Below are 23,204 nucleotides of genomic sequence, written 5' to 3' on the forward strand. Positions count from 1 at the left end.
CTCAGGACGGTCCCGCGGAGATTACGTCCGGAGCCGTGACTGAAGCTGTAGATCGACGCGGCCTCGACAGCCGCGCTTCGAAAATTTTTTTCCCGAGCGGCACCTCGACGGCAAGACCGGAAACCCACACCGGGTTGATGAGCGGGCATTTTAACTTCGTGGTGGGCGGCAATCGAGCTGCCTTCAATGCGAAATTGAGTGCGCCTTGCGTTGGTTCGGCAAACGGCGACCTCCCCGGACAAAACTCCCTGATTGCGAAAATGGAGCGATCACCATGCATCCTGTGAGCCAGACAGTCAGAAAGGCGGGCGACTGGTCCACGGCCTCGGACAGGTGTCTGCTGACCTATGAAGACAGGTTTTTCCGGCGAAAGAAGCTCACCTCCGAAGGCGGTCTCGCCTTCGTGGTCGATATGAAGCAGACCACGAATTTCGATCACGGAGATGCTTTCGAACTGCCAGGAGCAATCCTCATCGAGGTCGTCGCGGCCCCCGAGGCACTCCTTGCTGTCACCGGGCCGGACCTGACACGTCTTGCATGGCATATCGGCAACCGCCACACACCCTGCCAAATCGGGGCCAACCGCCTTCTGATCCGGGACGACCCGGTGATCGGTCACATGCTCGAACACCTTGGCGCGACCATTACCCCAGTGACCGAACCCTTCACGCCCGAAGGTGGCGCTTATGGCCACGGACGCACCCACAGCCATGAACACGGCCACACCGCCCATCACGCCCATGACCACTGAGCTGCTCACTCTCACGCAATGGCTGTCTCCCGCGTATCCCATCGGGGCGTTCGCCTACTCTCATGGCATGGAACTGGCGATCCGTTCTGGTTGGGTGCGTGATGGCGATACTCTTGGCAGCTGGCTTGCGGGCATCGTCGCCGAGGGCTCGGGACGAACCGACGCGATCCTTCTTGCGGCCGCGTATGGCGCCGAGACATCAGAACGGCTGGATGAACTGAACGCGATTGCACGCGCCTTTTCGGCCTCGGCCGAGCGTATACGCGAAAGCGAACGCCAGGGCGTGGCTTTCGCAGCCACGACGCGCGCAGTCTGGGGCCTCGACCTCCCGGACCTGTTGTATCCTGTGGCGGTTGGCCGGGCCGCGAGTGTCAAAGCTTTGCCCTTGCTGGACACTACGGCACTGTACCTGCAGGCCTTCGCGTCCAACCTTGTGTCGGCGGCCGTGCGCCTGGTTCCCCTGGGACAGACCGAGGGTCAGACGGTTCTGGCGGCGCTCACCCCAATCTGCGGCGACATCGCCACCGAGGCGATTTCGGCTGATCCCGATGACCTCTGGTCCAACACCTGGGGATCGGATATCGCATCCATGCGGCACGAAACCATGGAACCAAGGCTTTTCCAGTCATGACCACGATGAACGGACCTCTTCGCGTTGGCATCGGTGGCCCCGTGGGTGCGGGGAAGACGACGCTTACCGCCAAACTCGCCAAGCTCCTCCACCCCCAAACTTCGGTCGCGGTGATCACCAACGATATCTACACCCAGGAGGATGCCGAGGCTCTGATGCGGATGCAGATCCTGCCCGGCGACCGCGTGATGGGAGTGGAAACCGGGGGATGCCCCCACACCGCGATCCGCGAGGATGCCTCAATAAACCTGGCCGCGGTGGCCGAGATGTGCGCGCGCCATGACGATCTCGAGATCGTCTTGATCGAATCCGGCGGCGACAACCTGTCCGCTACATTCTCACCCGAACTCGCGGACCTGACGATCTATGTCATCGACGTGGCGGCGGGCGAGGAAATTCCGCGAAAAGGCGGTCCCGCAATTACCAAGTCGGACCTCCTTGTCATCAACAAGACCGACCTGGCCCCCCATGTGGGCGCCTCTCTCGAGGTTATGGACCGGGACGCGAAACGGATGCGCGGCGATCGACCGTACCTTTTTACGGCCCTGCGTCACGATAACGGCCCGGAAGCTGTTCTTGCGGCCATCCGTGAGATCGGGGGGCTGGCATGAGTTTCGAAGCAGCTCTCGCAGCGATCCGCGCCCAGGCACCTGACATCAGGCCGCGTGTGGGTTTCATCCTCGGCTCCGGGCTCGGGCATCTGGCGGACTCGGTCGATGGTGTCGCCATCGACTATACCGAATTGCCGGGTTTCCCCCATGCAAGCGTGTCCGGCCACAGCCCGAAACTCGTTCTCGGTAGACTGGAAAGAGTCGAGGTCGCCGTTCTGGGCGGACGCGAACACTACTACGAGAACGGCCGCGCCGATGCGATGCGCTTGCCTCTGGAAGTTCTGAACTCGCTCGGCATCGACACATTGTTCGTGACGAACGCCTGCGGATCGTTCCTCCCCGAAATCCCACCGGGCAACCTGATGCTGGTCAACGATCACATCAACTACTCGGGCCGAAGCCCACTGATCGGCGAACCCACAGACAGGCGGTTCGTCAATCTGACCGAAGCCTATGACCCGGGCATTCGCGCCCAGCTGCAGGCTGTGGCCAAGGACGAGGAGATACCGCTGATCGAAGGCGTCTATGCATGGTACTCTGGTCCGAATTTCGAGACGCCTGCCGAGATCCGCGCGCTGAAAATCCTGGGTGCCGATGCCGTCGGAATGTCGACAGTGCCCGAAATCATCCTAGGACGCTTTCTCGGTCTGAGATGCTGCGCCGTGTCGGTCGTCACCAACATGGCTGCCGGCCTTGGGAACGAGCAGATCAGCCACGAGCATACCAAGGCAAGCGCTCCGGTCGGCGCGGCCAAGCTGGAGAAGATCATACGGGGCTATCTGCGCGGCCTGACCTGATATCCGCACGGCCTTGAAATCGCCCAATAGCCGACAAATTGCGATCCAATTCCTGAGCCAGCGTCGGCCTCATGTGGACATGGGGCAAATCAAATCTTTGGAATGTAGGCCAGCCTTTTGGCAAGGGCGTCTCTGCCCTGATGTTTGCCGCCCTTCTCTGCATGCCGTCCGCAGCCGATGCGACAGCCAAGCGTCCGCACCTTACCCCTGTAAAGGAAACCGCAGCGCCCGAGGGCTTTGCGGGCGTCTGCGCGCGGTACACTTGGGCATGCGCGCGAGCCGGTGGCAGCAAGCACGGCAGCCGCGAATTGATGAGAATGGCCGACGAGGTCAATCAGGCGATCAATCGCAGCACGCGGGAAGTTTCCGACGAAGCTCAATACGCCCGCAGCGAGTACTGGGCTCTGCCCACCGCGCGCGGCGGCGATTGCGAGGATTTTGCGCTCGCGAAGAAACAGGCACTGATCGGCCGCGGGGTCGCTCCCCAGAACTTGCTGATTGCGACTGTTCTCGATCGCAAACGCAATCCGCATGCCGTGCTGGTGATGCGCACCGAATCCGGTGATTTCGTACTCGACAACCTGACTGACCGAATCCTCGATTGGCGGGCGACGGGCTACACATTTCTGAGAATGCAGAACCCGTCTTCACCCGGTCACTGGTCGGCCATCCTGACAGGCGGGATCCTCGGGGGCTGACGCCCCCGAAGTCGTCTTACTATCGATCAGCCGTTGCCCGGATTGCTTTCGTCATGACGGTCGGCGTCGTTACCGTGTCCATTGTTGCCGTCATCATCCGAACTGTCGTCACCCGCGCCGTCGTCTCCGGACGAGCCGGAACCAGTTCCGCCGTCCGTGCTGCCGTCACCGCCGGGATTTCCAAGACCTCCGGAGCCGCCTGATCCATCTTCGATCCCTTCCGAGATCGACGCGGTCGCGGTATCGGCCAGCGGCAGGCCCAGGTCGGGACAATTGGCCAGCATGTACTCCACCAGCCGGCGCCAGTCCTTACGCTCGCTCAATTGATCAACGACATAAGCTGGGACCATCTGGTCGAATTCGCACAGCCCGTAGGGAAGCCTGATCTTCAGCACTTTCCCATATTCCAAGTTTGCGGTGTTCTGACGAGGATTCAACTCGCCCGACGTTGCCGTCGTTGCGAACATCATTGCTCCGACCGCGGCAAAAGCCACGAACGTTTTCTTCATTGTGTTCTTCATTTTTTTTTAGCCCTTAGAGATCGTTTAGATCTCACCCCAAAGTAAAGATTTCGTAATCCTTACCGAGGTCAACCGCAATATGTTGCATTTTCAAGAACGAAACAGGAGCCAGCGCGTTGCAGGATTACGCCATCAGAACCGCTCTACTCGGCCCAAGGACCGTGGAATCCCGTTCCCGGCCGGTCGATGCGCTCGAACCCATGACGCCCGAAGTAATCCCTCTGCGCCTGAATCAGATCCGCAGTACCTCGTCCGCGGCGAACGGTGTCGAAGTAAGACAGCGCCGAGGACAAGGCAGGTACGGGCAAGCCGTGATGAACCGAGGCTGCCACAACGCGCCGGAGCGCAGGCACACCAGCCGACAGGCGCTCGACGAAAGCAGGCGCAAGGATCAGCTGGCCATGCGGTATCCCGGCACGGATCGCACTCGCGATATCGTCCAGAAGTGATGAACGAATGATGCATCCCGCCCGCCAGATCTCGGCGACGCGTGCAAGATCCAAAGACCAGTCGAAATGTTCCGACGCCGCGGCGAGCAGTGCCATGCCCTGCCCATAGCCGATGATGCGCGCAGCAAAGAGCGCTGTTTCAAGATCCGCATCCAGAATTTCGGCGGTGTTGTCCTTCCCGTGCGGATAGGCCTTTTCCGCATCCTTCCGCATGGCCTTTCCCGCTGACCACGACCTCGCCGCCACGGCGGCCTCGATCGTCGTTGCAGACTGACCAAGCTTCAGTGCCTCGATAACGGTCCAGCGACCCGTTCCCTTCTGACCCGCGCTGTCCACGATCACATCCACCATGGGCTCTCCGGTCTCCGCGTCGCGAGAGGCGAGGATCTTGGCCGTGATCTCGATCAGATAGGATTGCAGCGGCCCCTCGTTCCAGTCGGCAAAAAGCTCCGCCATCTCGCCCATGCCACGCCCGCCAGCGCGCAACAGCCCATAGACCTCGGCGATCAATTGCATGTCGGCATACTCGATACCGTTGTGCACCGTTTTGACGAAATGGCCTGCGCCGTCCGGTCCAAGCCAATCGGCGCAAGGATCCTTCCTGTACTTGGCCGCAATGGCACTCACGATGTCTTCGATGGCCTCGAAACTCTCACGCTTGCCGCCGACCATGATCGACGGTCCATGCCGCGCCCCTTCTTCCCCACCGGAGACGCCCATCCCAAGGAAGCCCAGCCCCAGTTCCTCTAAAGCCTGGGTTCTACGCCGTGTGTCGTTGAAGTCGGCATTCCCGGCATCGATGATCAGATCGCCCTTGTCCAGCAAAGGCACCAACTCATCGATCACCGAGTCCACCGCCGCGCCTGCCTGAACCATGATGATCACCGCGCGCGGCGCTTCCAGCGCTGCGACCAGATCATTCAATTCGTAGGCAGGTGTCAGCCTTGTCGCCAGATCGCCTGCGCTCTCCATGAAGGCGTCGACCTTGTCGTTCGATCGATTGTGAACAGCCACGTCAAAGCCGTTGTCGGCCATGTTCAGAGCAAGCGCTGCGCCCATCGTGCCCAGACCCGTCAATCCAATTCTTGCCATGAGCTACCTCTTGTGGATCACGGCCACCTGATCGCGCCGTGTCTTGGTATATTTCACCTGGAAAACGAAACAGCCCGATATTTCGGACGCCAGAGACCGGAACTCCGCCTCCGTCGCCGGATCGTCGTGATGAAATTCGCGGGTCTCGGAAAAGCCACGAAACAACTGCGCTGTCTTGGTAATCCCCGGGCGCTCGAACGTCTCGGGTTGCCAGCGCAAATCCTCGATCACGTACAATCCGCCCGATGGCAGCCCCGGAAAGATTTCAAGAAAAGCGTTCTGCTGATGATGGCTGGCATGACTGGCATCGTCGATCACGATATCCGCCGACCCTATCTCTCCAGCGGCACGAGCGATCTCAGATCTGTCGTCCATGTCGCACTGGATGAACTTGAAACGCGGATGCAGGAACCATGAGAAATCGGAAATATCCAGACCGATGATCTGCGCTTCGCTGAAGTAGTCCAGCCACATCCGGATCGACGGCAAGTCCCTCGTCTCCCTGCCCGCGTCGATCCCGTGCTCGGGTCCACCGATCAGAAGCCCCATCTCCAGAAACGTGACAGGGCGCTCTCGGAAAGGCCGGAACAAAAGCTCGTAAAGTTCTGTGTAGCGATGCTTCTTCGGGCCCTTGTCCGAGCCGTACTTGTCTGCCAGTTCACCCAGAGACGGCGCCGCGGGCATCGTGTCTTTCATCAAGCTGCACTCCGGTTCGGAGGCAGTCTAGACAGACCGGGCGGCAGCGTCGAGGGCCGCCCGGCGCAAATGCGTCACGCCGCCTGGGGCGGTGCCATCACGTCAACCAGAGCCTCGACCAGCGCATCGTCCTTCAGCCGCAATGGGGCATTGAGCGCATCAGCCATGGCCATGCGCAGGACCAGCCCCAGAAGCGCAGTGTGAATGGCCGCAGCGGCACGTCGGGCGTCGACCAACCGTCGGTAACGTCCACTGTCCACCAGCTTGCCAGCCAGAGTGTCATACATCTGCGTCGTCGACGGGTGAATTCGTCCGAGCGTGGTCAACATCTGACCGTTTCGCCCGGGTCTCTGACCGATCTGCGGCGTGACATACATCAGGCGGAACCTGTCGAGGTCCGATGTATGAAAAACGGCCAGCGCCGTCACGTAAGAGCGAATTGCATCCCCTGCCGAGTCCGACACGCGTATTGCACTCTGTCCGGCCGCGCTTTCGGCCTCCAGAGCCGGACGCACCAGCGCTTCGATCAAACGCGCCTTGTTCGGGAACCAATACAGGACGGCCTGTTTGGATACGCCGACCTTCTCTGCAATGGCGTCGAATGTAAGCCTGTCCGGCCCGCCGTTGCGCACGACCTCGCGCGCTGCAGTCAAAATCCGTTCCGCGGTATCCCCACGTTTCAATGGCATCGTGAACCCCCTGCACCTACCAACGGTAACGGTTTCGCACGGCATATTGGCTTACGGGAAGGAGATAAGTGTGCAGAAACTCATGGTTTCCGGAATGGCATCAATTTCTTCGCAAGCACTTTTTTCACTTCAACCATTGCACAGGGCAAATTCGCTACTTGCATGCCTTCTCGGTCATGCGTGGCGCGGTTTTGGGTCATGGAAGGAAGAAGGCTGCCGAATAAAAAAGGCCCCGCCGTCGCCGGCGGGACCTTCGGTCCGGGTTAACCGGCCCTCTTAGTCGTCGTCGCTCTTTTTGAGAGCAGCGCCAAGGATGTCGCCAAGCGAAGCGCCCGAGTCGGACGAACCGAACTGTTCGACAGCTTCTTTCTCTTCGGCGATCTCACGGGCTTTGATCGACAGGCCCAGACGGCGCGTCTTGGCGTCGACATTGGTGACGCGTACGTCAACCTTGTCGCCAACCGAGAAGCGATCGGGACGCTGTTCAGCACGGTCACGCGACAGGTCCGAACGGCGAATGAAGGACTTCATGCCTTCGTACTCGACCTCGATGCCGCCATCTTCGATCGCGGTGACAACCACGGTGATGACCGAACCGCGCTTCACGCCTTCGACAACACCAGTGAAGCTGTCATCGAGAGCCTTGACGGACAGAGAAATCCGCTCCTTCTCGACATCCACTTCCGTGACAACGGCCTGGACGATGTCGCCCTTGCGGTAGTCTTGGATTGCATCTTCGCCACGCTGGTCCCAGCTGAGATCGCTGAGGTGCACCATTCCGTCGATGTCGTTCTCGAGACCGATGAACAGGCCGAACTCGGTGATGTTCTTGACCTCGCCCTCGACATTTGTGCCGACCGGGTGAGTCTCGGCGAAGACCTCCCACGGATTGCGCTGGGTCTGTTTGAGCCCCAGCGACACACGGCGCTTGGCCGAGTCGATTTCCAGCACCATGACGTCGACTTCCTGCGAAGTCGAAACGATCTTGCCGGGATGGACGTTCTTCTTGGTCCAGCTCATTTCGGAGACGTGGACCAGACCCTCGACACCGGCTTCCAGCTCGACGAACGCACCGTAGTCGGTGATGTTCGTCACGCGGCCCTGGTGAACAGAGCCCAGCGGGTAGTTTCTCTCGACCGCATCCCAGGGATCTTCCTGAAGCTGCTTCATGCCAAGGCTGATGCGGTGGGTGTCCTTGTTGATCTTGATGACCTGAACCTTGACCGTCTCGCCGATCGATACGATCTCGGACGGATGGTTCACGCGGCGCCACGCCATGTCGGTGACATGCAGAAGACCGTCTACTCCGCCCAGATCAACAAACGCACCGTATTCGGTGATGTTCTTGACGACACCGTCCACGGAATCGCCTTCCTGGATCTTCGAGATGACCTCGGCGCGCTGTTCGGCGCGGCTCTCTTCCAGGATGGCACGCCGCGAAACGACGATGTTGCCGCGGCGGCGATCCATTTTCAGGATCTGGAAGGGCTGCTTCAGACCCATCAGCGGGCCGGCATCGCGCACGGGGCGCACGTCGACCTGAGAGCCGGGCAGGAACGCAACAGCGCCGCCCAAATCGACGGTGAAACCGCCCTTGACCCGGCCAAAGATCGCACCGTCCACGCGGGCGTCATTGGCATAGGCTTTCTCCAGCTTGTCCCAGGCAGCCTCGCGGCGGGCTTTGTCGCGGCTGATGACCGCTTCCCCACGCGCGTTCTCGACACGGTCAAGATAAACCTCGACCTCGTCGCCAACGGCAATTTCAGGGGCTTCACCGGGGTTAGCGAATTCCTTGAGATCGACACGGCCTTCCATCTTGTAGCCGACGTCGATGATGGCTTGTCCCGCTTCGATCGCGATGACCTTGCCTTTGACAACAGACCCTTCGTCGGGCGTGTCGATTTCGAGGCTTTCGTTCAGGAGGGCCTCGAACTCCTCCATGGTTGCTTTAGCGCACATGCGTGTTTCGTATCCTATCTTTCGATTTTGCTGGCCGAGCGGTTGTCTCCGCCGGTCTTGGATTGGTCTCTGACGATCATGCCCATGAAACGCAAACAAGAAGGGCCGGTGGTGACCGACCCTGCTCAAGTCTCAGGCTCACAGCTGTAATCGCCGCTTCGACGGGGCGCTCTATAGGGGGGATTGCCTGGCAAAGCAAGTCCACCCTTGCATTATGAACGTCAGCCGACCGCTGTTGCCTCGTAACCGGCAGATTTCATGGCGGCCAACAACTCATCCGTTGAGCGGTTGCCGGCGATCTTGACCCGCCTCGCCTCAAGATCGACCTCGACTCCGGCATCCGGATCGACACTCAGCAATGCTTTCTCAATCGTTGCCTTGCAATGGCCGCAACTCATATCCGGAACGTGGAACTCTTTCATGGAATGATCTCCGGTATTTCCTACGCAGCGATCTAGAGTATCCGGCGAACCAAAGGTCAAGCGCAGGATCGACGGCATACCAAGGCATACGGTATACGATTGAACACATTGATTTTATTGCATAATTTTCTTGAAATGGTCGCCTCTGCGCGCTACCTCGTCAGAAACGAAGCCATCAGCCGCCGAAAGGATCCACTTGTGCCGAAGCCAAACACCAAGTTCGACCTCAGCCTCGAGGACATGGAGCTGATCGAGACGGCTCTGCAAAAAACACAGGCCACCGGACAGGCGGACCCGCGCAAGATACACGAGCTTCTGGGCCGGCTTCACAATCAGAAGACGTTCTTCCGGCCTCAGGGAACCTACGTCTCCGGCTAAGGGTTACTCGCCTCTAGCAATATTTCTCGGGGCCTTTCCACTGGTCCTCCGAGTATCTGTCACCATGCGCCCAGCCAACTGGCAGCACCCTCTCGATCGCTTGCAGGTCGCTTTCTGACAAGGCGATCTCCGTCCCGCGTACCAGCTCGGCCAGATGTCCAACCGATCTTGTACCCGGAATGGGGATTACGTGATCTCCCTGGGCGATGCACCACGCGATGGCCAGCGCGGCGGCCGGTTCACCCATCTCGCGCGCAAGCGCCCGGAAGCCGTCGGTAATCTGAATATTCGCGCTGTAGTTTGGCTCCCGGAACCGCGGATTCGTCTTCAGGAACGGGATTTGGGTCAGCTTGTCACGACCGAATGGGGCGTCGGTCAGATACGTACGCCCGACCGGAGAAAAGGCCACCAACGCAACTCCGAGTTCCTCACAGGCCTGGCATAGACCAAGCTCGGGATACCGGGTTCCAAGCGAGTACTCTGACTGCACGGCCGCCACCGGAAAGGCCGTCACCGCGCGGCGCAGTGTCGACGGGGCTATCTCGGAAAAGCCGATCGCCTTCGCCTTACCCTTCTTTACCAACTCCCCCATTTCGCCGGCAACGTCTTCAACCGCGCGCCCTGGTTCAAGGCGGTGCGCATAGAAAAGGTCGACCGCCTCGACACCCAGAAGTTTCAGGCTCCGGTCCAGCGTCGCCTCCATGAACTCGGGCGCGTTCGAGATGCGTCGACCGCCCGTTGCTGGATCTGGCGCAAAAGCGGCCTTTGTCGCGATGGTCATCCGTTCGCGTGCGCCAGGGCGATCTTTCAGCCACGCGCCGATTATCTCCTCGGACCTTCCGTTCCCATAGGCGGCCGCCGTATCGATATGGCTGACATCCGCGTCGATGCAGGCGTCAAGAACCGCATGCGATTCTTCCAACGTGGCATGCCCGTAGATCCCAGCGAACGACATCGCCCCGATGCCGAACTGCGAAATCAAGGGACCATCCTTGCCTAGCCGCGTACGCTTCATATTGCCTCCTCCAGCTTTGCCCTGACCGCCGCCTCGGCCACCGCGACGGCCTCTTCGATGCTCATGTCTGTGGTATCTATCGTCACGGCATCCTCGGCCGGACGCAAAGGCGCATCCGATCGGCCCATATCACGGGCATCGCGTTTTCTCACTTCATCAAGCACGTCTTCCAAGCGGGCGGCTTGCCCTGCTTCCTTCAACTCCCGGAACCGGCGCTCGGCGCGGCACTCGGCGCTTGCAGTGACGAACAGTTTCACTTCGGCATCGGGGCAGATCACCGTGCCGATGTCGCGGCCATCCAGAACGGCGCCGCCCTCGCGCCGCGCAAAATCACGCTGGAATGCCACCAGCGCCGCGCGCACCTCGGGAATCGTAGCGACACGACTTGCAAGTTCCGCCACAGCCTGCGTACGCAATCCGTCCCGCTCAAGATCTTCAGGAACCACGGCCTTTGCAGACTCTTCGGGCGAGAAACCCGTTTCCAGAAGTTTGCGGCCAGTCGCACGATACAGAAGCCCAGTATCCAGGTGCGCAAAGCCGAACGTCTGCGCCACGGCACGACTGATGGTGCCCTTTCCCGCCGCGGCAGGTCCGTCGATTGCCACTGTAAATCCCATTTCGCCTTTCCCACGGCATCGCCGCGACATCGCTACATGTTACAAACTACTAGGATAATTGGCGATGAACGAAAAGGCGGCACTGGGAAACCCTCAATCACGCCGCGGCACGAACGGCCTCAAGCGAAGACCTGACCGCCGCTACCAGCTCACGGATGCCGGAGCCTTCCGGCTCCTTGAGCGCCTTGTTCAAGGCAAGCAGGCAGGAATGCGTTTCCGTTAAGCCGACAAGGGCGGACAACCCCATCATCTTGTGAACGTCTTCAAGGACGGCCTCAGTATCGGTGCCTCCCCGCAAGCCCCTGTCCATTTTTTCAAGCGAGGAGAAGATCTCGGCGATTGCTTTGCTCCGCACCTGCGACGCCGCTTCACCGCCAAGAACTTCAACAAGCTCCCGCTCCATATCCAGTCCGCGGTCCAGGGAATCATGCCCTCCGAAACTCCCCGACAAGACTTCGGCGAGGCGTCCGCGTGACAAGGGCTTGATCAGAACGTCGCTGAACCCGGTCTGCCGAAACTGGCGAATGTCCTCAGGCAGCGTGTGTGCGGTCAGGGCCACAATCGGGGTCCCTCCATTCGGCCCCGTTCCTTCACGGATCTGGCGTGCCGCGGAAACCCCGTCGAGACGCGGCATGGAAATATCCATTAAGATCAGGTCGAACCGTTTCCTGCCAGCATATTCAATCCCATCAAGACCATCAAACGCCTCAGTGACAATGCAGCCAAAGCCCAACAGCATTTCCCGGGCAACCAACCGGTTGATCTCGTTGTCTTCGACGAGAAGGACCTGGCGTCCACGCGCATCCGGCGTCTTGACCGTCGGGTTCGACTTCTTGTCAGGCAGCATTCCTCCGCATTCAGGAAGCGGGATGCGCACCCAGAAGACCGAACCTTCACCCAATTCACTCTCAACTCCGATTTCCCCCTTCAGGATCTCCACAAGCCTGCGCGTGATGCCAAGACCCAATCCGGTGCCTTCCGTGCCGCGGGCAAAGCTCGCGTCAAGCGTCACGAAATCTTCGAAAATCCGGTTGAGGTTCTCATCCCCAATTCCGACGCCTGTGTCGATCACGCGAAGCTCCACCTCGTCGGAGCCCGGTGCCGCTTCAGCCTCGATGGTAATCGTTCCGTTTTCCGTGAACTTGATTGCGTTACCGACCAGGTTGACCAGAACCTGTTCGATCCGGCCACGATCACCGGAAACTAGCGATGGGATTTTCCCAAGGAAATTCACCTTGACCACGTTGCCCCGTGCTCCGGCGGGACCTCGCAAACTCTCGGCCACCGATGTAACCAATTCGGATAGATCAAGACCTTCATTCGCTGGCTCAGTCTTGTCGGCATCCATTCGGGAAATGTCCAACACGTCATTTACGTGTCGCAGCAGCATCTGCCCGGACGTTCCCATTACTTCTACGAAGTGACGCTGGCGACCATCAAGCTCCGTCGATTGCAACAAGTCCAAAGTGCCGAGAATCCCGTTCAACGGTGTCCGCATCTCATGGCTCATTACAGCCAGAAGGTCCGCCTTTGCCTTTTCCCCAAGAACCGCCCTGTCGCGCGCCTCGACCAGCTCCTTCTCTGCCGAGACGCGCTTCGAAATGTCGCGGATGAATGAAATATAGATTTCACCTTCCGCACTTCTCGCTGTCGAAATCGACATCTCTACAGGGAAGACGGACCCATCTCGACGCATGGCCTCCATCTGGAAAAGCCCGCTGTCGATCATGCGCTTTGCACCGGTTTCCAAGTGGCGTCGCATGCCGTCGTCGTGGGCCTGGCGCTGCGCCGGTGGGACAATCAGACCGGACATCTTCTGGCCAATAACCTCGGAACGCTCATAACCGAAAATGCGTTCCGCGGCCTTGTTGAATTCGATCACCCTATTCTGGCGATCGACAACAACGACAGCATCCAGCGATGTGCCGACGATAGAGCCGAGACGACTGCGCGTTTGCTCGATCTCGTCGGTCTGGCGTCGGGTAATTGCCAGCACATGTGCCAGCACAACCACGAACCCCAAGAGCAACAGGACAAGGAACAGGACCAGCATCGCAAGGTCGAACATCGCCTCGGCGGCACGTTCCCGATTGGATTCCGTAATTTCGGAATACACCTTGACGCCTACGAGCGTCGTCATCCGAACATCCGGCCTGATGGCGTCCGCGGCTTCTATGAAATCCGGCAGGCTGGCCGCCAGCCGATCATCCGGCCCGTCAATAAGCGGTATGTTGTCGTCCAGAAAGTCCCGGACACGAGTCATGGCCTCTCTGACGCCTTGATCCTCGAGCACCGGAAAAAATGCTTGCGCAGAAGTTATGATCGTGGCCCGGGAATACACGACGTCGAACCTGCGACGCAGTTCGCTTAACGAAGCGGGGTCATCTGGTGTCGCAACCAGCGCAGCCGCGTGCAAAGCGCCGAATTCGACCTCCAGTTGGGACAGCGTCCATTGAAGATTGTCACCCGGCGCGGTCGCGAGCTTGTTGAGTTGCTGGCGTGCGTCCGAACTCAGCAACCAGACGCAATAGACCGATGCAGCAAGCAGGCCAAGAAAAAGAGCAAAGCCGCGCCCACCGGCGCGGCTGATCATTTTGGCCAGGTATTCGCGCATTACTCCATACCGCCGTGCCCTCAGGGCAGAATTTCGATCCGGTCCAGTTGCCAGATACTACGAGAGTATATCACTTCAGAACGATAATCGGAATTCAAGTCATAAGGATATACCAGCCAGAGCGGCCCCTTGTCCCGCACGGACATCGGTTCTCCGTTTCTGTGATGCGCCAGAATTGGCCCATTCTCCACGCCGTCGGATACCGGCACTTCAACGGCATAGTCATTGATTGCCCGCGCCATAAAGACACCTTCGGTCACGCCGAGGTCCTGAAGCAAAGCCCGAAGTGATACCCCGGTGAAATCCTGAACGCCGTCAGACCAGATCGTGGTTGTCTGAAAACTGGACAGCCCAAGCGCCTCCAGATCGGACAGAGTGTACTCTACAACATCATCAAGACCCGTCACGGTCAGGATCACTGGTTCATGTGACTCCGCCAAGACCTGTCCCGCAAGACATCCGGACACAAGCACAGCCAGAATTCGCCGCCTTTGGAAAACCATACGCCACTCCCTTTCGGTTCAATAGTTCCGAAGCAATTCCGATACAATCATCGCCCTCAATGCCATTAAACAGGTAAGCGGTCACCAATACGAAGGTATACGAAAATAGCCTAAGGTATATAACTTACACCTGCTACAAAGGGTGCCGAAAACCCCGGCTCCATTTGCATCACCCGCCGAAACCAGCCATTCCCCCCGTGCGAACGATCCATTAAGCTGCTCAATGAAAGAAAGTCTGATACTCGAATGCGATTGCTAGTTGCCGATGATCACGATCTGGTGCGGGAAACGATTGCTCTGTTTCTCGAAGCGGAAGGCATAACCGATATTGTGTCGGTGGACTCACTCGAAGCGGCCCTGAAGGCGATCTCGGAGAGTGGAACCTTTGATCTGGTCCTTTTGGATTACAATATGCCCGGCATGGATGGTCTGACCGGGCTCCACAGAGCACTTGAAGCGAATAAGAACCGCCCCGTCGCTATCCTCTCAGGAACCGCAAGCTCGCAGGTCGCGAACGAGGCCATCGCCGCCGGCGCTGCCGGCTTCATCCCGAAGACCCTTGGCTCGAAATCCATGCTCAGCGCAATCCGCTTCATGGCCGCCGGCGAGGTCTTCCTCCCGTTCAGTTTCATGCAGCAGGCCGAAAAGAAAACCGTGGGCAATCTGACCGAACGCGAAACCGAGGTTCTGCGCGGACTCGTGGAGGGCAAATCGAACAAGGAAATCGCGCGTGATCTGGACCTGCAAGAGGTCACGATCAAACTTCACGTCAAGACCTTATGCCGAAAGCTTGACGCCAAGAACCGGACGCAGGCCGCAATGATCGCCCGCGATCGCGGTCTTCTCTAGCCCCTGCCGCGATAGGGCGCGACGCCCTGATCAGGAATCCAGACGCCAACCGGCGGTTCCCCGGACTGCCAGAAGACGTCGATCGGTATTCCGCCCCTTGGGTACCAGTAGCCACCGATCCGGAACCATTTTGGTTCCAGCAGTTCGCACAGCCGCCTGGCAATCTCCACTGTGCACCATTCGTGAAATGCTCCGTGGTTCCGGAAAGAGCCAAGGAAGAGTTTCAAGGACTTCGATTCAACCAGCCACTCACCCGGCACATAGTCAATGACCAGATGCGCGAAATCGGGCTGCCCCGTCATCGGGCAAAGTGACGTGAATTCAGGAGCGACGAAACGCACCGCATAGTCCAGGTCCTGATGTGGCGCGGGCACGCGCTCCAGCACCGCTTCATCTGGCGAGGCCGGCAACTCGGTCGCCTGACCCAGTTGGGTCAGGCCACTGACGTCGTGCCCGCTCATTCGCCTAGACCGCCTTCTTCAGCGCATCGACAAGATCGGTCTTTTCCCAGGAAAACCCGCCATCGGCATCGGGGGCACGCCCGAAGTGACCATAGGCAGCCGTGCGCTGATAGATCGGCTTGTTGAGTTCAAGATGTTTGCGAATGCCGCGAGGGCTAAGGTCCATCACCTGCTGCACCGCGGCTTCGATGGCCGCGTCGTCCACCTGTCCTGTGCCATATGTATCGGCATAGACCGACAGCGGCTTCGACACGCCGATCGCGTAGGACAGCTGAATCAGGCAGCGCTCAGCCATCCCGGCGGCCACGACGTTTTTCGCAAGGTAGCGCGCCGCGTAGGCCGCCGACCGGTCCACCTTCGTTGGATCCTTGCCCGAAAAGGCACCGCCTCCGTGAGGCGCGGCACCGCCGTAGGTGTCCACGATGATCTTGCGGCCGGTCAGCCCGGCATCACCGTCTGGTCCTCCAATCACAAAGGTCCCTGTCGGGTTCACCCACCATTCGGTCGCATCCGTGATCCAGCCTTCTGGAAGGACCTCGCGAATGTAGGGCTCCACGATCGCGCGAATATCCGCGCTCGTCTGGTCTTCGCTTTCATGCTGGGTCGACAGGACGATCGAGGTCACCTCGACCGGCTTTCCATTCTCGTATCGCACAGACAACTGTGACTTGGCATCAGGACGCAACGTCGGCTCTGCACCCGATTTCCGCGCTTCCGTCAGACGCTTCAGGATCGCATGCGCGTAATGGATCGGCGCAGGCATCAGTTCCGGGGTCTCGCCCACTGCATAGCCGAACATGATCCCCTGGTCGCCGGCGCCTTCGTCCTTGTTGCCGCCAGCATCAACGCCCTGGGCAATATGGGCCGATTGCGCGTGAAGGTAATTGTCGACCTTCATGTTCGCCCAGTGAAATCCGTGCTGTTCGTAGCCGATGTCGCGGACGCACTCGCGGGCGATCTCCTCGACCCGCGCAATCACGGAACCCGGCCCACGCACTTCCCCACCGATCACCACCCGGTCGGTCGTCGCGAAAGTCTCGCACGCCACGCGCGCCTCGGCCTCTTCAGTCAGAAAGGCGTCCAGCACGGCATCGGAAATCCGATCGCAAACCTTGTCCGGATGACCCTCGGACACGCTTTCCGAGGTAAAAATGTAGTTCTTGCGGCTCATGGGAAGTGCTCCATTAAATGTTTGACCCGCCACGTCAGGAAGCCGTTGTGGGGGCTGAAAGCGATTACGACGTAGGCGACCGATTTGCAATGGCGTTGCGCCGGCGTCTGTAGAAGAGTGTTGTTATTATGACTGAAAGGATAACGGCCAGAGGAACGTCCCCAGTCCGGGAATAAGGCGTTGGTGGCAAAGTCGCGGGCAAGGCCGCATCGATGAAACCTGCTTCCCCGAGGGGCAGCGCTTCACGCACTTGTCCCCTTGCATCGATCACCGCGGAAACACCGGTATTCGCGGCGCGGATCAACGGCAATCCCTGCTCGACGGCGCGGAACCTCGCCTGATCAAGATGCTGGTAGGGTCCCGAAAATGTGCCGAACCATGCGTCGTTGGTAATTTGAAGCAGATAGTCCTGGCGCCCTTCAAGATCGGCGGAATGCCGGGGGAAAATCGCCTCGTAACAGATCAGCGGAACGGTCCGGCCCAGGGGCGTGTCGATCATGCGGATGCTGTCTCCGGGGGTGAAACCATATCCCGTTGTTGCCGCAAGGGCGCGGATAAGATCGATCCGCATGGGAATGTATTCACCGAACGGAACCAGATGCACCTTGTCATAGGTGGCGGCAACACGGCCATCCCCATCAATCAGGGCAGAGCTGTTGTACCAATCGCCCTCTTCGGTTCTGCGGTTGATACCGGTGAACACCGGGACGCCACCCGATACCGCGGCGATCCGCGAGAGTACGGGACCCGCGATATCCAGCGGATAGGGAATGGCCGTCTCGGGCCAGACGACCAGATCCACCCCGTTCCTCGGTGCCGCCGTGTACTCCAGGGCACGCGCGACGAAGATGTGGGCGAGCTCGGGATCCCATTTCTCCCTTTGCGGCGCGTTCGGCTGAACCAACCGCACCACCTTGTCCGTCAGCTCGGTCTCACCTGAGCGAAGCCCTGATCCGATGACCGTCACCACGACAAGTGATCCGATCAGGAAAATCGTTCGCGTTCTCGGAAAAACGCGATCCATGACCACAAGGCTTCCCAGAACTAGCGTCAGAAGCGTCAGCCCGTATGGGCCTACGACCGCAGCCATAAGCCGGACATCCAAGTCTGCCCATATGTACGCGGGCAAGACCCACGGGAACCCGGTAAGCACATGCCCGCGCAGCATCTCGGCTCCGGCCAGGCACAAGGCCCATGAAATCGCGCGATGACCTCCAAGCCGCGCCGAGACCCATCCCGCAGCCCCCCAGAACAGCGCCAGCCCCGACGCCATGAGTACAAGCGCAAAAGGCGCCATCCATCCATGCGTTGCTGCATCGACCATGAATGGCTCGACGATCCAGTGAAGCGCGAGGGCAAAATAGCCAAGCCCCCCGCTCCAGCCGGCAAGGGCGGGGCGCCCGCCAAATGCCACCATCCAGGCAAGCGCCGCAAAACCGACCAGAGAAATCGGCCACAGGCCGAATGGCGCATGGCCCAGCGCGGCTGCAGCACCAGCCAAGGCTGCGAAGAAAATTAGCCGGCCCCGGCCCACGCGGCTATTCGGCCGCCTGCTGCGCCGCGTTCAGCCTCACACGAAGCCGCTTTATGCGGCGCGGGTCGGCATCAACGACCTCGAAATCGGGGCCATCGGGATGCTTGACCACTTCGCCGCGCGCGGGAACACGCCCCGCCAGCATGAAAACCAGCCCGCCCAGAGTGTCGATTTCTTCCTCGTCCTCTTCGGGAACAAGCTTCATACCGACCTCGGCCTCGAACTCCTCGATCGGCGTGCGCGCCTGCGCCAGGAAACAGCCCGCCGTTTCCTGCGTCCAGTACCGGCCCTCGGCGATGTCATGCTCATCCTCGATCTCGCCGATTACCTGCTCGATCAGATCCTCGATCGTTGCGAGACCGTCCACGCCTCCGTATTCATCGATGACAAGCGCCATGTGCATCCGGTCGCTCTGCATTTTTTGCAGCAGCACGCCAATCGGCATCGACGGCGGCGCATAAAGAAGGGGGCGCAGCATCTTCCCTAAAGCAAACTCCTCGCCGTTTCCGTTGAAGCCGTGCTTCAGCGCAAAATCCTTCAGGTGGACCATGCCAACAGGAGAATCCAGCGTTCCCTTGTAAACAGGCAGACGGCTCAGGCCGCTTTCGCGGAACACTTCGACCAGATCATCCTTTTCGATATCCACCGGAACCGCCACGATCTCGACCTTCGGGATCATGACATCCTCGACGCGCATTCGCGTTAGGTTTGCAAGATTAGCCTTGCTACCTTTTTCTGCCGAGACCATCGACGACAAACCACTATCGTCGTCGGAAGTTGAATCACCGCCGCCAAGCACCTCGAACAGCCGTCCGAAGAAACCCCGCGTACTCTCGTCGTCTTCCTGGCGCGCGCCCTGCGCTGCGCTAGAAGACCCGTCGCCCGTTTCGCCCATCAATCCTTTCCATCATCAATCGGGCCCGCAGAGCCCGACCCATTATATGGGTCTGGCACCCCAAGCTTGCCAAGTATCGCTATTTCGACAGCTTCCATCAAGTCACCGTCGCCCTCGCGCACATGATCGTAACCCAAAAGATGCAATGTTCCGTGAACAATCAGGTGAATTGCATGATCCGTTAGCGGTTTCCCGCCGGCTTCGGCCTCTCGCGAACAGGTATCGAAGGCGATCGCGATGTCACCGAGTTCGGGATCACCGACCGGTGCGGCAGGAACCCCTCCCTCAACTTCCGCGCCGCGTTCCTCAGAGGGCCATGACAGCACATTTGTCGGCTGCGGCTTGCCACGGAAATCCGCGTTGAGTTCGGCAATCCGCGCGTCGTCGCATCCCATCACAACGATCTCCCACGCGTCAGGCTCTAGCCCAAGATGTAGAAGCGCAGCCGCGACTGCGCGCTCCGCGGTCTCCTCAAGCCCGGCTGCCTCCCAGCGCTGATCTTCGATGACGACATCCACTGACATGGCCTTTCCTTACAGACGAAGCCGCGGCGCCGCCAGAGCAGTCCACTATGTGAAACTTCGAATGAGGTCTGGTGCTCGCGCCTTGATTTCTCCCGTCATTCTGCGATGAGCTAAACCAAAAATCGGAACCTTCAGGCCAGACCATGACGACCGCCATCTTCCCCGACCTCAAAGAAGCCTCCGTTTTCGTAACCGGAGGCGCATCAGGCATCGGGGCCGCGCTGGTCGAAGGTTTCGCGGCACAGGGCGCGCGCGTCGCCTTTGCGGATCTTCTTGACGGGAACGCATGCGCCGATGCCATTGCGGACAGAACAGGCAATCGGCCCCTGCCCCTTCAGACCGACGTCACCGACGTGCCTGCCCTTCGCGCCGCCATTGCCGAAGCGGCCAGTGTCCATGGCCCGGTTACGGTACTTGTGAACAACGCCGCCTGGGATGACCGCAGGGGCGCACTCGACGTGGACGAGGCTTACTGGGACAAGATGCAGGCGCTAAACCTGAAGCATCAGTTCTTCGCCGCGCAGGCCGTCGTGCCGGGGATGCAGGCCGCGGGCGGCGGGAGAATCGTAAATTTCAGTTCGATCAGTTACATGATGGGCATGGGAGATTACCCGGCATACACGTCGGCCAAGGCCGCAATCACAGCGCTGACACGGTCTTTTGCGCGGGAATTCGGCCGCGACAATATCCGCGTCAACGCCGTCATGCCCGGTTGGGTACTGACCCCGCGCCAGATGGAGCTCTGGGCTTCGCCCGAGGCGCTCGATGCCTTCCAGTCAAAAATGTGCCTGCCCGAGCATCTGAAACCCGAAGACATGGTGGCCCCGGTCCTGTTTCTCGCCTCGGAGGCCTCTACGGTGATGACCGGCCAGGCGTTGGTCGTCGACGGCGGCGTCGTGGTGACCGGGTGATGGGTGCAGAAAGCCGATACGCCGACTGGATCGCCGTGGACTGGGGCACCTCCCACCTGCGCGCCTGGGCCATGCGGCAGGACAAGCCCGTGGCGGAGAGTGCGTCCGAGAAGGGCATGGGAACCCTTGAGCGTTCCGGCTTCGAACCCGCCCTCCTCGATCTGATCGGCCCGTGGCTCGGACAGGATCGCATGACCGTCGTTGCCTGCGGCATGGTTGGCTCGCGCCAGGGCTGGACCGAGGCGGCCTACGGAGCGGTGCCAGCCAATCCCATGCCCGGGCGCATGACACGGGCCGAGACCCATGACAAACGGCTCGCCGTACACATCCTGCCGGGCCTGAAACAGGACAACCCTGCGGATGTCATGCGCGGCGAGGAAACTCAGATCGCCGGATATCTTGCCAGTGCGCCGCGCTTTGACGGCGTCATATGCCTGCCCGGCACCCACACGAAATGGGCGCAGATTTCCGCGGGCGAGGTCATCAGCTTTCGCACGTTTATGACCGGCGAATTGTTCGCGCTATTGTCGACGCAGTCTGTTCTGCGTCACACCGTCGGCAACGGTTGGGACGAGACAGCCTTCGCCGAAGCCGTCAGCGACGCCATTGCCAGACCCGAAGCAACAGCGGCGCGTCTCTTTTCACTTCGTGCCGAGGGTCTCCTGCACGGTCTTGGCCCGGCTGCCGCCCGTGCGCGCCTCTCGGGCGCGCTGATCGGCGCGGAACTTGCCGCATCCCGCCCCTACTGGCTGGGACAGGATATCGTCATCATAGGCGCGACCGGTCTGGCCTCTCGCTACCAGGAAGCGCTGGCCCAGCAAGGGCTTGCGCCACGCACCATCGACGCAACAGAGGCCACGCTGGCGGGATTGACCACAGCCTGGCGCACCCTCGAAGAGGCCGTGACATGAGCCACCCCCTGATCGCCATCCTGCGTGGCATCACCCCGGACGAAGCGCTGCCGGTCGGCGAAGCCTTGATCGAGGCCGGAATCGACAGGATCGAAGTCCCGCTGAACTCGCCGCATCCGCTGCATTCCATCGAGAAGATGGCCGACAGCTTCGGTAGCCACGCCCTGATCGGCGCAGGCACCGTGCTGACCGCGGCCCAGGTACGCGAAGTCGCCGATGCGGGCGGCCGCCTGGTGGTCTCTCCCAACTGCGACGAGGACGTGATCCGAGCCACGGTTGCGGCAGGTCTGCAAAGCTTCCCGGGCGTTCTGACCCCGAGCGAATGCTTCGCGGCTTTGAAATACGGGGCAACCGGGCTCAAGGTCTTTCCGGCCTTCCAGATGGGCGTCGAAGGGCTGAAGGCGCTCCGCGCGGTGCTGCCCGCTGAAACCCAGGTCTACATGGTTGGCGGCGTCGGACCTGAAGGCTTCGCCGCCTGGCGGAGGGCCGGCGCGAACGGCTTCGGGTTGGGCAGCAATCTCTACCGTCCGGGCGATACCGCCGAAAAGGTCGCCAATCAGGCACGCGCAATCGTCACGGCATGGGAGGCCACGGAAAAATGAGCCAGGTCTATGATGAAACCGTCTGCTCGCTGGGCGAAGGCCCGCTCTGGCATCCGACACGCGGCCAACTCTACTGGTTCGACATCCATGGCTCCGCTCTCCATACGAACGAGAACGGCACGCACCGGCGCTGGGACTTCGACGAGAACGTCTCGGCGGCAGGTTGGGTCGATGACACTCACTTGCTGGTGGCTTCCGAGACCCGGCTTTTTCGCTTCAACGTGGAAACCGGTGCCTCGGAAGACGTGATCGGACTCGAGGCCGACAACCGCGACACGCGCTCGAACGACGGCCGCGCCGACCCTTGGGGCGGCTTCTGGATCGGCACCATGGCCAAGCATGAAGGCACGCCGACAGGCGCATTCTATCGCTTCTATCGCGGCGAGTTACGCCAGCTCTACGGCGGCATCACGATCCCGAACGCCTGCTGTTTCACGCCCGATCGCACTCAGGCGGTTTTCTGCGACACCATCGATAACAAGGTAAAGCGGGTCGCGCTCGATCCCGAAACCGGCTGGCCCGCCGCGGAACCCGAGGTCTGGCTCGATCTCTCGGGCGAACCCTGGGGCGTCGACGGCGCCGTCATCGACGCCGACGGTAATTTCTGGAACGCGCAATGGAACGGCTGGCGCGTCGCCTGCTACGCACCGGACGGCACGCTCACCCGAACCGTCGCGGTGGGGGGCGCGCATTCCTCGTGCCCCGCCTTCGGAGGCAAAGACCTGACCACCCTCTTCGTGACGACAGCCGGCGGCAGGGTCACGGACGAGGACCGGACCCGCTCGGCAGATCAGGGCAAGGTCTTCTACGAAGAGAACGTCGCAAAGGGTCAGGCCGAACACAGGGTCATTCTCTGAACTGAAGCCGAACCTGTCTGTATACGCATCGCCGCCTTTCCGGCGG

General features: G+C 60.4%; 27 protein-coding genes and 1 riboswitch. Of the genes, 12 read left to right on the plus strand and 15 right to left on the minus strand.

Features of this window, described 5'->3' with window-relative positions; all coding sequences use genetic code 11:
* Positions 1-35 precede the first annotated feature (35 nt).
* From ACKLNI_RS07520 to ACKLNI_RS07545, 6 genes are all read left to right on the plus strand, one after another.
* Positions 36-287: a hypothetical protein gene (locus ACKLNI_RS07520; RefSeq protein WP_413718444.1), complete on the plus strand. Its 252-nt coding sequence runs from the start codon at positions 36-38 to the stop codon at positions 285-287.
* Positions 275-751 (plus strand): urease accessory protein UreE, encoded by a 477-nt coding sequence (locus ACKLNI_RS07525; RefSeq protein ID WP_413718445.1) that lies wholly within the window; start codon positions 275-277, stop codon positions 749-751. Before ACKLNI_RS07520 ends, ACKLNI_RS07525 begins: the two co-directional genes overlap by 13 nt.
* Positions 741-1,382, plus strand: a complete 642-nt coding sequence (locus ACKLNI_RS07530) for an urease accessory protein UreF (protein ID WP_413718446.1) — start codon at positions 741-743, stop codon at positions 1,380-1,382. The genes ACKLNI_RS07525 and ACKLNI_RS07530 overlap by 11 nt, the downstream gene beginning before the upstream one ends.
* Positions 1,379-1,993 carry an urease accessory protein UreG gene (ureG, locus tag ACKLNI_RS07535; RefSeq protein ID WP_413718447.1) on the plus strand — a complete coding sequence of 205 codons (615 nt, stop codon included), beginning with the start codon at positions 1,379-1,381 and terminating at the stop codon, positions 1,991-1,993. The genes ACKLNI_RS07530 and ureG overlap by 4 nt, the downstream gene beginning before the upstream one ends.
* Positions 1,990-2,790 (plus strand): purine-nucleoside phosphorylase, encoded by an 801-nt coding sequence (locus tag ACKLNI_RS07540; RefSeq protein ID WP_413718448.1) that lies wholly within the window; start codon positions 1,990-1,992, stop codon positions 2,788-2,790. The genes ureG and ACKLNI_RS07540 overlap by 4 nt, the downstream gene beginning before the upstream one ends.
* Before the next feature lie 140 nt (positions 2,791-2,930).
* A complete protein-coding gene (locus ACKLNI_RS07545; protein ID WP_413718449.1) occupies positions 2,931-3,488 on the plus strand; it encodes a transglutaminase-like cysteine peptidase in 558 nt (185 codons plus the stop codon).
* Between the two features lie 26 nt (positions 3,489-3,514).
* On the opposite strand, the gene ACKLNI_RS07550 is transcribed toward ACKLNI_RS07545, so the two are convergent.
* From ACKLNI_RS07550 to ACKLNI_RS07575, 6 genes are all read right to left on the minus strand, one after another.
* The gene (locus ACKLNI_RS07550; RefSeq protein ID WP_413718450.1) at positions 3,515-3,997 is read right to left on the minus strand and encodes a hypothetical protein; all 483 of its coding nucleotides are present in this window, start codon (positions 3,995-3,997) and stop codon (positions 3,515-3,517) included.
* A 155-nt stretch (positions 3,998-4,152) separates the two neighbouring features.
* Positions 4,153-5,550, minus strand: a complete 1,398-nt coding sequence (gene gndA, locus ACKLNI_RS07555; protein ID WP_413718451.1) for an NADP-dependent phosphogluconate dehydrogenase — start codon at positions 5,548-5,550, stop codon at positions 4,153-4,155.
* A gap of 3 nt (positions 5,551-5,553) precedes the next feature.
* Positions 5,554-6,246 carry a hypothetical protein gene (locus tag ACKLNI_RS07560; RefSeq protein ID WP_413718452.1) on the minus strand — a complete coding sequence of 231 codons (693 nt, stop codon included), beginning with the start codon at positions 6,244-6,246 and terminating at the stop codon, positions 5,554-5,556.
* Between the two features lie 74 nt (positions 6,247-6,320).
* On the minus strand, positions 6,321-6,935 hold the full coding sequence (locus tag ACKLNI_RS07565; protein ID WP_413718453.1) for a TetR/AcrR family transcriptional regulator: 615 nt from the start codon (positions 6,933-6,935) through the stop codon (positions 6,321-6,323).
* Positions 6,936-7,211: 276 nt separating this feature from the next.
* Positions 7,212-8,894: a 30S ribosomal protein S1 gene (gene rpsA / locus ACKLNI_RS07570; RefSeq protein ID WP_413718454.1), complete on the minus strand. Its 1,683-nt coding sequence runs from the start codon at positions 8,892-8,894 to the stop codon at positions 7,212-7,214.
* A gap of 221 nt (positions 8,895-9,115) precedes the next feature.
* Positions 9,116-9,394, minus strand: coding sequence for a heavy-metal-associated domain-containing protein (locus tag ACKLNI_RS07575; RefSeq protein WP_413718455.1), 279 nt, complete (start codon positions 9,392-9,394; stop codon positions 9,116-9,118).
* Between the two features lie 57 nt (positions 9,395-9,451).
* Here ACKLNI_RS07575 and ACKLNI_RS07580 point away from each other — a divergent pair, with 57 nt between their 5' ends.
* On the plus strand, positions 9,452-9,694 hold the full coding sequence (locus ACKLNI_RS07580; RefSeq protein WP_413718456.1) for a hypothetical protein: 243 nt from the start codon (positions 9,452-9,454) through the stop codon (positions 9,692-9,694).
* A 13-nt stretch (positions 9,695-9,707) separates the two neighbouring features.
* On the opposite strand, the gene ACKLNI_RS07585 is transcribed toward ACKLNI_RS07580, so the two are convergent.
* The 4 genes from ACKLNI_RS07585 to ACKLNI_RS07600 form a co-directional block, all read right to left on the minus strand.
* On the minus strand, positions 9,708-10,709 hold the full coding sequence (locus tag ACKLNI_RS07585; RefSeq protein WP_413718457.1) for an aldo/keto reductase: 1,002 nt from the start codon (positions 10,707-10,709) through the stop codon (positions 9,708-9,710).
* On the minus strand, positions 10,706-11,326 hold the full coding sequence (locus ACKLNI_RS07590) for a (d)CMP kinase (protein WP_413718458.1): 621 nt from the start codon (positions 11,324-11,326) through the stop codon (positions 10,706-10,708). Before ACKLNI_RS07590 ends, ACKLNI_RS07585 begins: the two co-directional genes overlap by 4 nt.
* A 97-nt stretch (positions 11,327-11,423) precedes the next feature.
* Complete coding sequence (locus ACKLNI_RS07595) at positions 11,424-13,940, minus strand: hybrid sensor histidine kinase/response regulator (RefSeq protein WP_413718459.1); 2,517 nt, start codon at positions 13,938-13,940, stop codon at positions 11,424-11,426.
* A 20-nt stretch (positions 13,941-13,960) separates the two neighbouring features.
* Positions 13,961-14,380 (minus strand): putative pterin-binding protein, encoded by a 420-nt coding sequence (locus ACKLNI_RS07600; protein WP_413718460.1) that lies wholly within the window; start codon positions 14,378-14,380, stop codon positions 13,961-13,963.
* A gap of 309 nt (positions 14,381-14,689) precedes the next feature.
* Here ACKLNI_RS07600 and ACKLNI_RS07605 point away from each other — a divergent pair, with 309 nt between their 5' ends.
* On the plus strand, positions 14,690-15,292 hold the full coding sequence (locus tag ACKLNI_RS07605) for a response regulator transcription factor (RefSeq protein ID WP_413718461.1): 603 nt from the start codon (positions 14,690-14,692) through the stop codon (positions 15,290-15,292).
* Here the strand turns inward: ACKLNI_RS07605 and queF are convergent.
* From queF to ybeY, 5 genes are all read right to left on the minus strand, one after another.
* Positions 15,289-15,753, minus strand: coding sequence for a preQ(1) synthase (queF, locus tag ACKLNI_RS07610; protein ID WP_413718462.1), 465 nt, complete (start codon positions 15,751-15,753; stop codon positions 15,289-15,291). The genes ACKLNI_RS07605 and queF overlap by 4 nt on opposite strands.
* Before the next feature lie 4 nt (positions 15,754-15,757).
* Positions 15,758-16,924, minus strand: coding sequence for a methionine adenosyltransferase (gene metK / locus ACKLNI_RS07615; protein WP_413718463.1), 1,167 nt, complete (start codon positions 16,922-16,924; stop codon positions 15,758-15,760).
* 6 nt (positions 16,925-16,930) lie between these two features.
* Positions 16,931-16,981: riboswitch (SAM-SAH riboswitch) on the minus strand.
* Between the two features lie 7 nt (positions 16,982-16,988).
* Entirely contained in the window at positions 16,989-18,425 is a 1,437-nt protein-coding gene (gene lnt, locus ACKLNI_RS07620) for an apolipoprotein N-acyltransferase (protein ID WP_413718464.1), read from the minus strand.
* A gap of 37 nt (positions 18,426-18,462) precedes the next feature.
* Positions 18,463-19,353 (minus strand): hemolysin family protein, encoded by an 891-nt coding sequence (locus ACKLNI_RS07625; protein WP_413718465.1) that lies wholly within the window; start codon positions 19,351-19,353, stop codon positions 18,463-18,465.
* Positions 19,353-19,877 (minus strand): rRNA maturation RNase YbeY, encoded by a 525-nt coding sequence (gene ybeY, locus ACKLNI_RS07630; RefSeq protein WP_413718466.1) that lies wholly within the window; start codon positions 19,875-19,877, stop codon positions 19,353-19,355. The genes ACKLNI_RS07625 and ybeY overlap by 1 nt, the downstream gene beginning before the upstream one ends.
* Positions 19,878-20,020: 143 nt before the next feature.
* On the opposite strand from ybeY, the gene ACKLNI_RS07635 reads away from it, so the two are divergent.
* The 4 genes from ACKLNI_RS07635 to ACKLNI_RS07650 are packed head-to-tail and all read left to right on the plus strand — an operon-like array spanning position 20,021 to position 23,158.
* Entirely contained in the window at positions 20,021-20,788 is a 768-nt protein-coding gene (locus ACKLNI_RS07635; RefSeq protein ID WP_413718467.1) for an SDR family NAD(P)-dependent oxidoreductase, read from the plus strand.
* Positions 20,788-21,699, plus strand: a complete 912-nt coding sequence (locus tag ACKLNI_RS07640; RefSeq protein WP_413718468.1) for a 2-dehydro-3-deoxygalactonokinase — start codon at positions 20,788-20,790, stop codon at positions 21,697-21,699. Before ACKLNI_RS07635 ends, ACKLNI_RS07640 begins: the two co-directional genes overlap by 1 nt.
* Positions 21,696-22,301 carry a 2-dehydro-3-deoxy-6-phosphogalactonate aldolase gene (locus ACKLNI_RS07645; protein ID WP_413718469.1) on the plus strand — a complete coding sequence of 202 codons (606 nt, stop codon included), beginning with the start codon at positions 21,696-21,698 and terminating at the stop codon, positions 22,299-22,301. The genes ACKLNI_RS07640 and ACKLNI_RS07645 overlap by 4 nt, the downstream gene beginning before the upstream one ends.
* Entirely contained in the window at positions 22,298-23,158 is an 861-nt protein-coding gene (locus ACKLNI_RS07650) for an SMP-30/gluconolactonase/LRE family protein (protein ID WP_413718470.1), read from the plus strand. The genes ACKLNI_RS07645 and ACKLNI_RS07650 overlap by 4 nt, the downstream gene beginning before the upstream one ends.
* Positions 23,159-23,204 lie beyond the last annotated feature (46 nt).

This window comes from Silicimonas lutimaris (genome assembly GCF_047314965.1).
Lineage (GTDB): Bacteria > Pseudomonadota > Alphaproteobacteria > Rhodobacterales > Rhodobacteraceae > JAVJUV01.

Bases quoted from the DNA above. Each gene is read 5' to 3' on its own strand.
- gndA (WP_413718451.1), bottom strand. From the start codon at position 5,550: ATGGCAAGAATTGGATTGACGGGTCTGGGCACGATGGGCGCAGCGCTT.
- ureG (WP_413718447.1), top strand. From the start codon at position 1,379: ATGACCACGATGAACGGACCTCTTCGCGTTGGCATCGGTGGCCCCGTG.
- ACKLNI_RS07580 (WP_413718456.1), top strand. From the start codon at position 9,452: ATGGTCGCCTCTGCGCGCTACCTCGTCAGAAACGAAGCCATCAGCCGC.
- ACKLNI_RS07565 (WP_413718453.1), bottom strand. From the start codon at position 6,935: ATGCCATTGAAACGTGGGGATACCGCGGAACGGATTTTGACTGCAGCG.
- ACKLNI_RS07650 (WP_413718470.1), top strand. From the start codon at position 22,298: ATGAGCCAGGTCTATGATGAAACCGTCTGCTCGCTGGGCGAAGGCCCG.
- ACKLNI_RS07560 (WP_413718452.1), bottom strand. From the start codon at position 6,246: ATGAAAGACACGATGCCCGCGGCGCCGTCTCTGGGTGAACTGGCAGAC.
- ACKLNI_RS07545 (WP_413718449.1), top strand. From the start codon at position 2,931: ATGTTTGCCGCCCTTCTCTGCATGCCGTCCGCAGCCGATGCGACAGCC.
- ACKLNI_RS07635 (WP_413718467.1), top strand. From the start codon at position 20,021: ATGACGACCGCCATCTTCCCCGACCTCAAAGAAGCCTCCGTTTTCGTA.
- ACKLNI_RS07605 (WP_413718461.1), top strand. From the start codon at position 14,690: ATGCGATTGCTAGTTGCCGATGATCACGATCTGGTGCGGGAAACGATT.
- ACKLNI_RS07530 (WP_413718446.1), top strand. From the start codon at position 741: ATGACCACTGAGCTGCTCACTCTCACGCAATGGCTGTCTCCCGCGTAT.
- ACKLNI_RS07550 (WP_413718450.1), bottom strand. From the start codon at position 3,997: ATGAAGAAAACGTTCGTGGCTTTTGCCGCGGTCGGAGCAATGATGTTC.
- rpsA (WP_413718454.1), bottom strand. From the start codon at position 8,894: ATGTGCGCTAAAGCAACCATGGAGGAGTTCGAGGCCCTCCTGAACGAA.
- ACKLNI_RS07540 (WP_413718448.1), top strand. From the start codon at position 1,990: ATGAGTTTCGAAGCAGCTCTCGCAGCGATCCGCGCCCAGGCACCTGAC.
- ACKLNI_RS07625 (WP_413718465.1), bottom strand. From the start codon at position 19,353: ATGGGCGAAACGGGCGACGGGTCTTCTAGCGCAGCGCAGGGCGCGCGC.
- ACKLNI_RS07595 (WP_413718459.1), bottom strand. From the start codon at position 13,940: ATGCGCGAATACCTGGCCAAAATGATCAGCCGCGCCGGTGGGCGCGGC.
- queF (WP_413718462.1), bottom strand. From the start codon at position 15,753: ATGAGCGGGCACGACGTCAGTGGCCTGACCCAACTGGGTCAGGCGACC.
- ACKLNI_RS07585 (WP_413718457.1), bottom strand. From the start codon at position 10,709: ATGAAGCGTACGCGGCTAGGCAAGGATGGTCCCTTGATTTCGCAGTTC.
- ACKLNI_RS07645 (WP_413718469.1), top strand. From the start codon at position 21,696: ATGAGCCACCCCCTGATCGCCATCCTGCGTGGCATCACCCCGGACGAA.
- ACKLNI_RS07575 (WP_413718455.1), bottom strand. From the start codon at position 9,394: ATGCCGTCGATCCTGCGCTTGACCTTTGGTTCGCCGGATACTCTAGAT.
- ACKLNI_RS07525 (WP_413718445.1), top strand. From the start codon at position 275: ATGCATCCTGTGAGCCAGACAGTCAGAAAGGCGGGCGACTGGTCCACG.
- ACKLNI_RS07640 (WP_413718468.1), top strand. From the start codon at position 20,788: ATGGGTGCAGAAAGCCGATACGCCGACTGGATCGCCGTGGACTGGGGC.
- metK (WP_413718463.1), bottom strand. From the start codon at position 16,924: ATGAGCCGCAAGAACTACATTTTTACCTCGGAAAGCGTGTCCGAGGGT.
- ACKLNI_RS07590 (WP_413718458.1), bottom strand. From the start codon at position 11,326: ATGGGATTTACAGTGGCAATCGACGGACCTGCCGCGGCGGGAAAGGGC.
- ybeY (WP_413718466.1), bottom strand. From the start codon at position 19,877: ATGTCAGTGGATGTCGTCATCGAAGATCAGCGCTGGGAGGCAGCCGGG.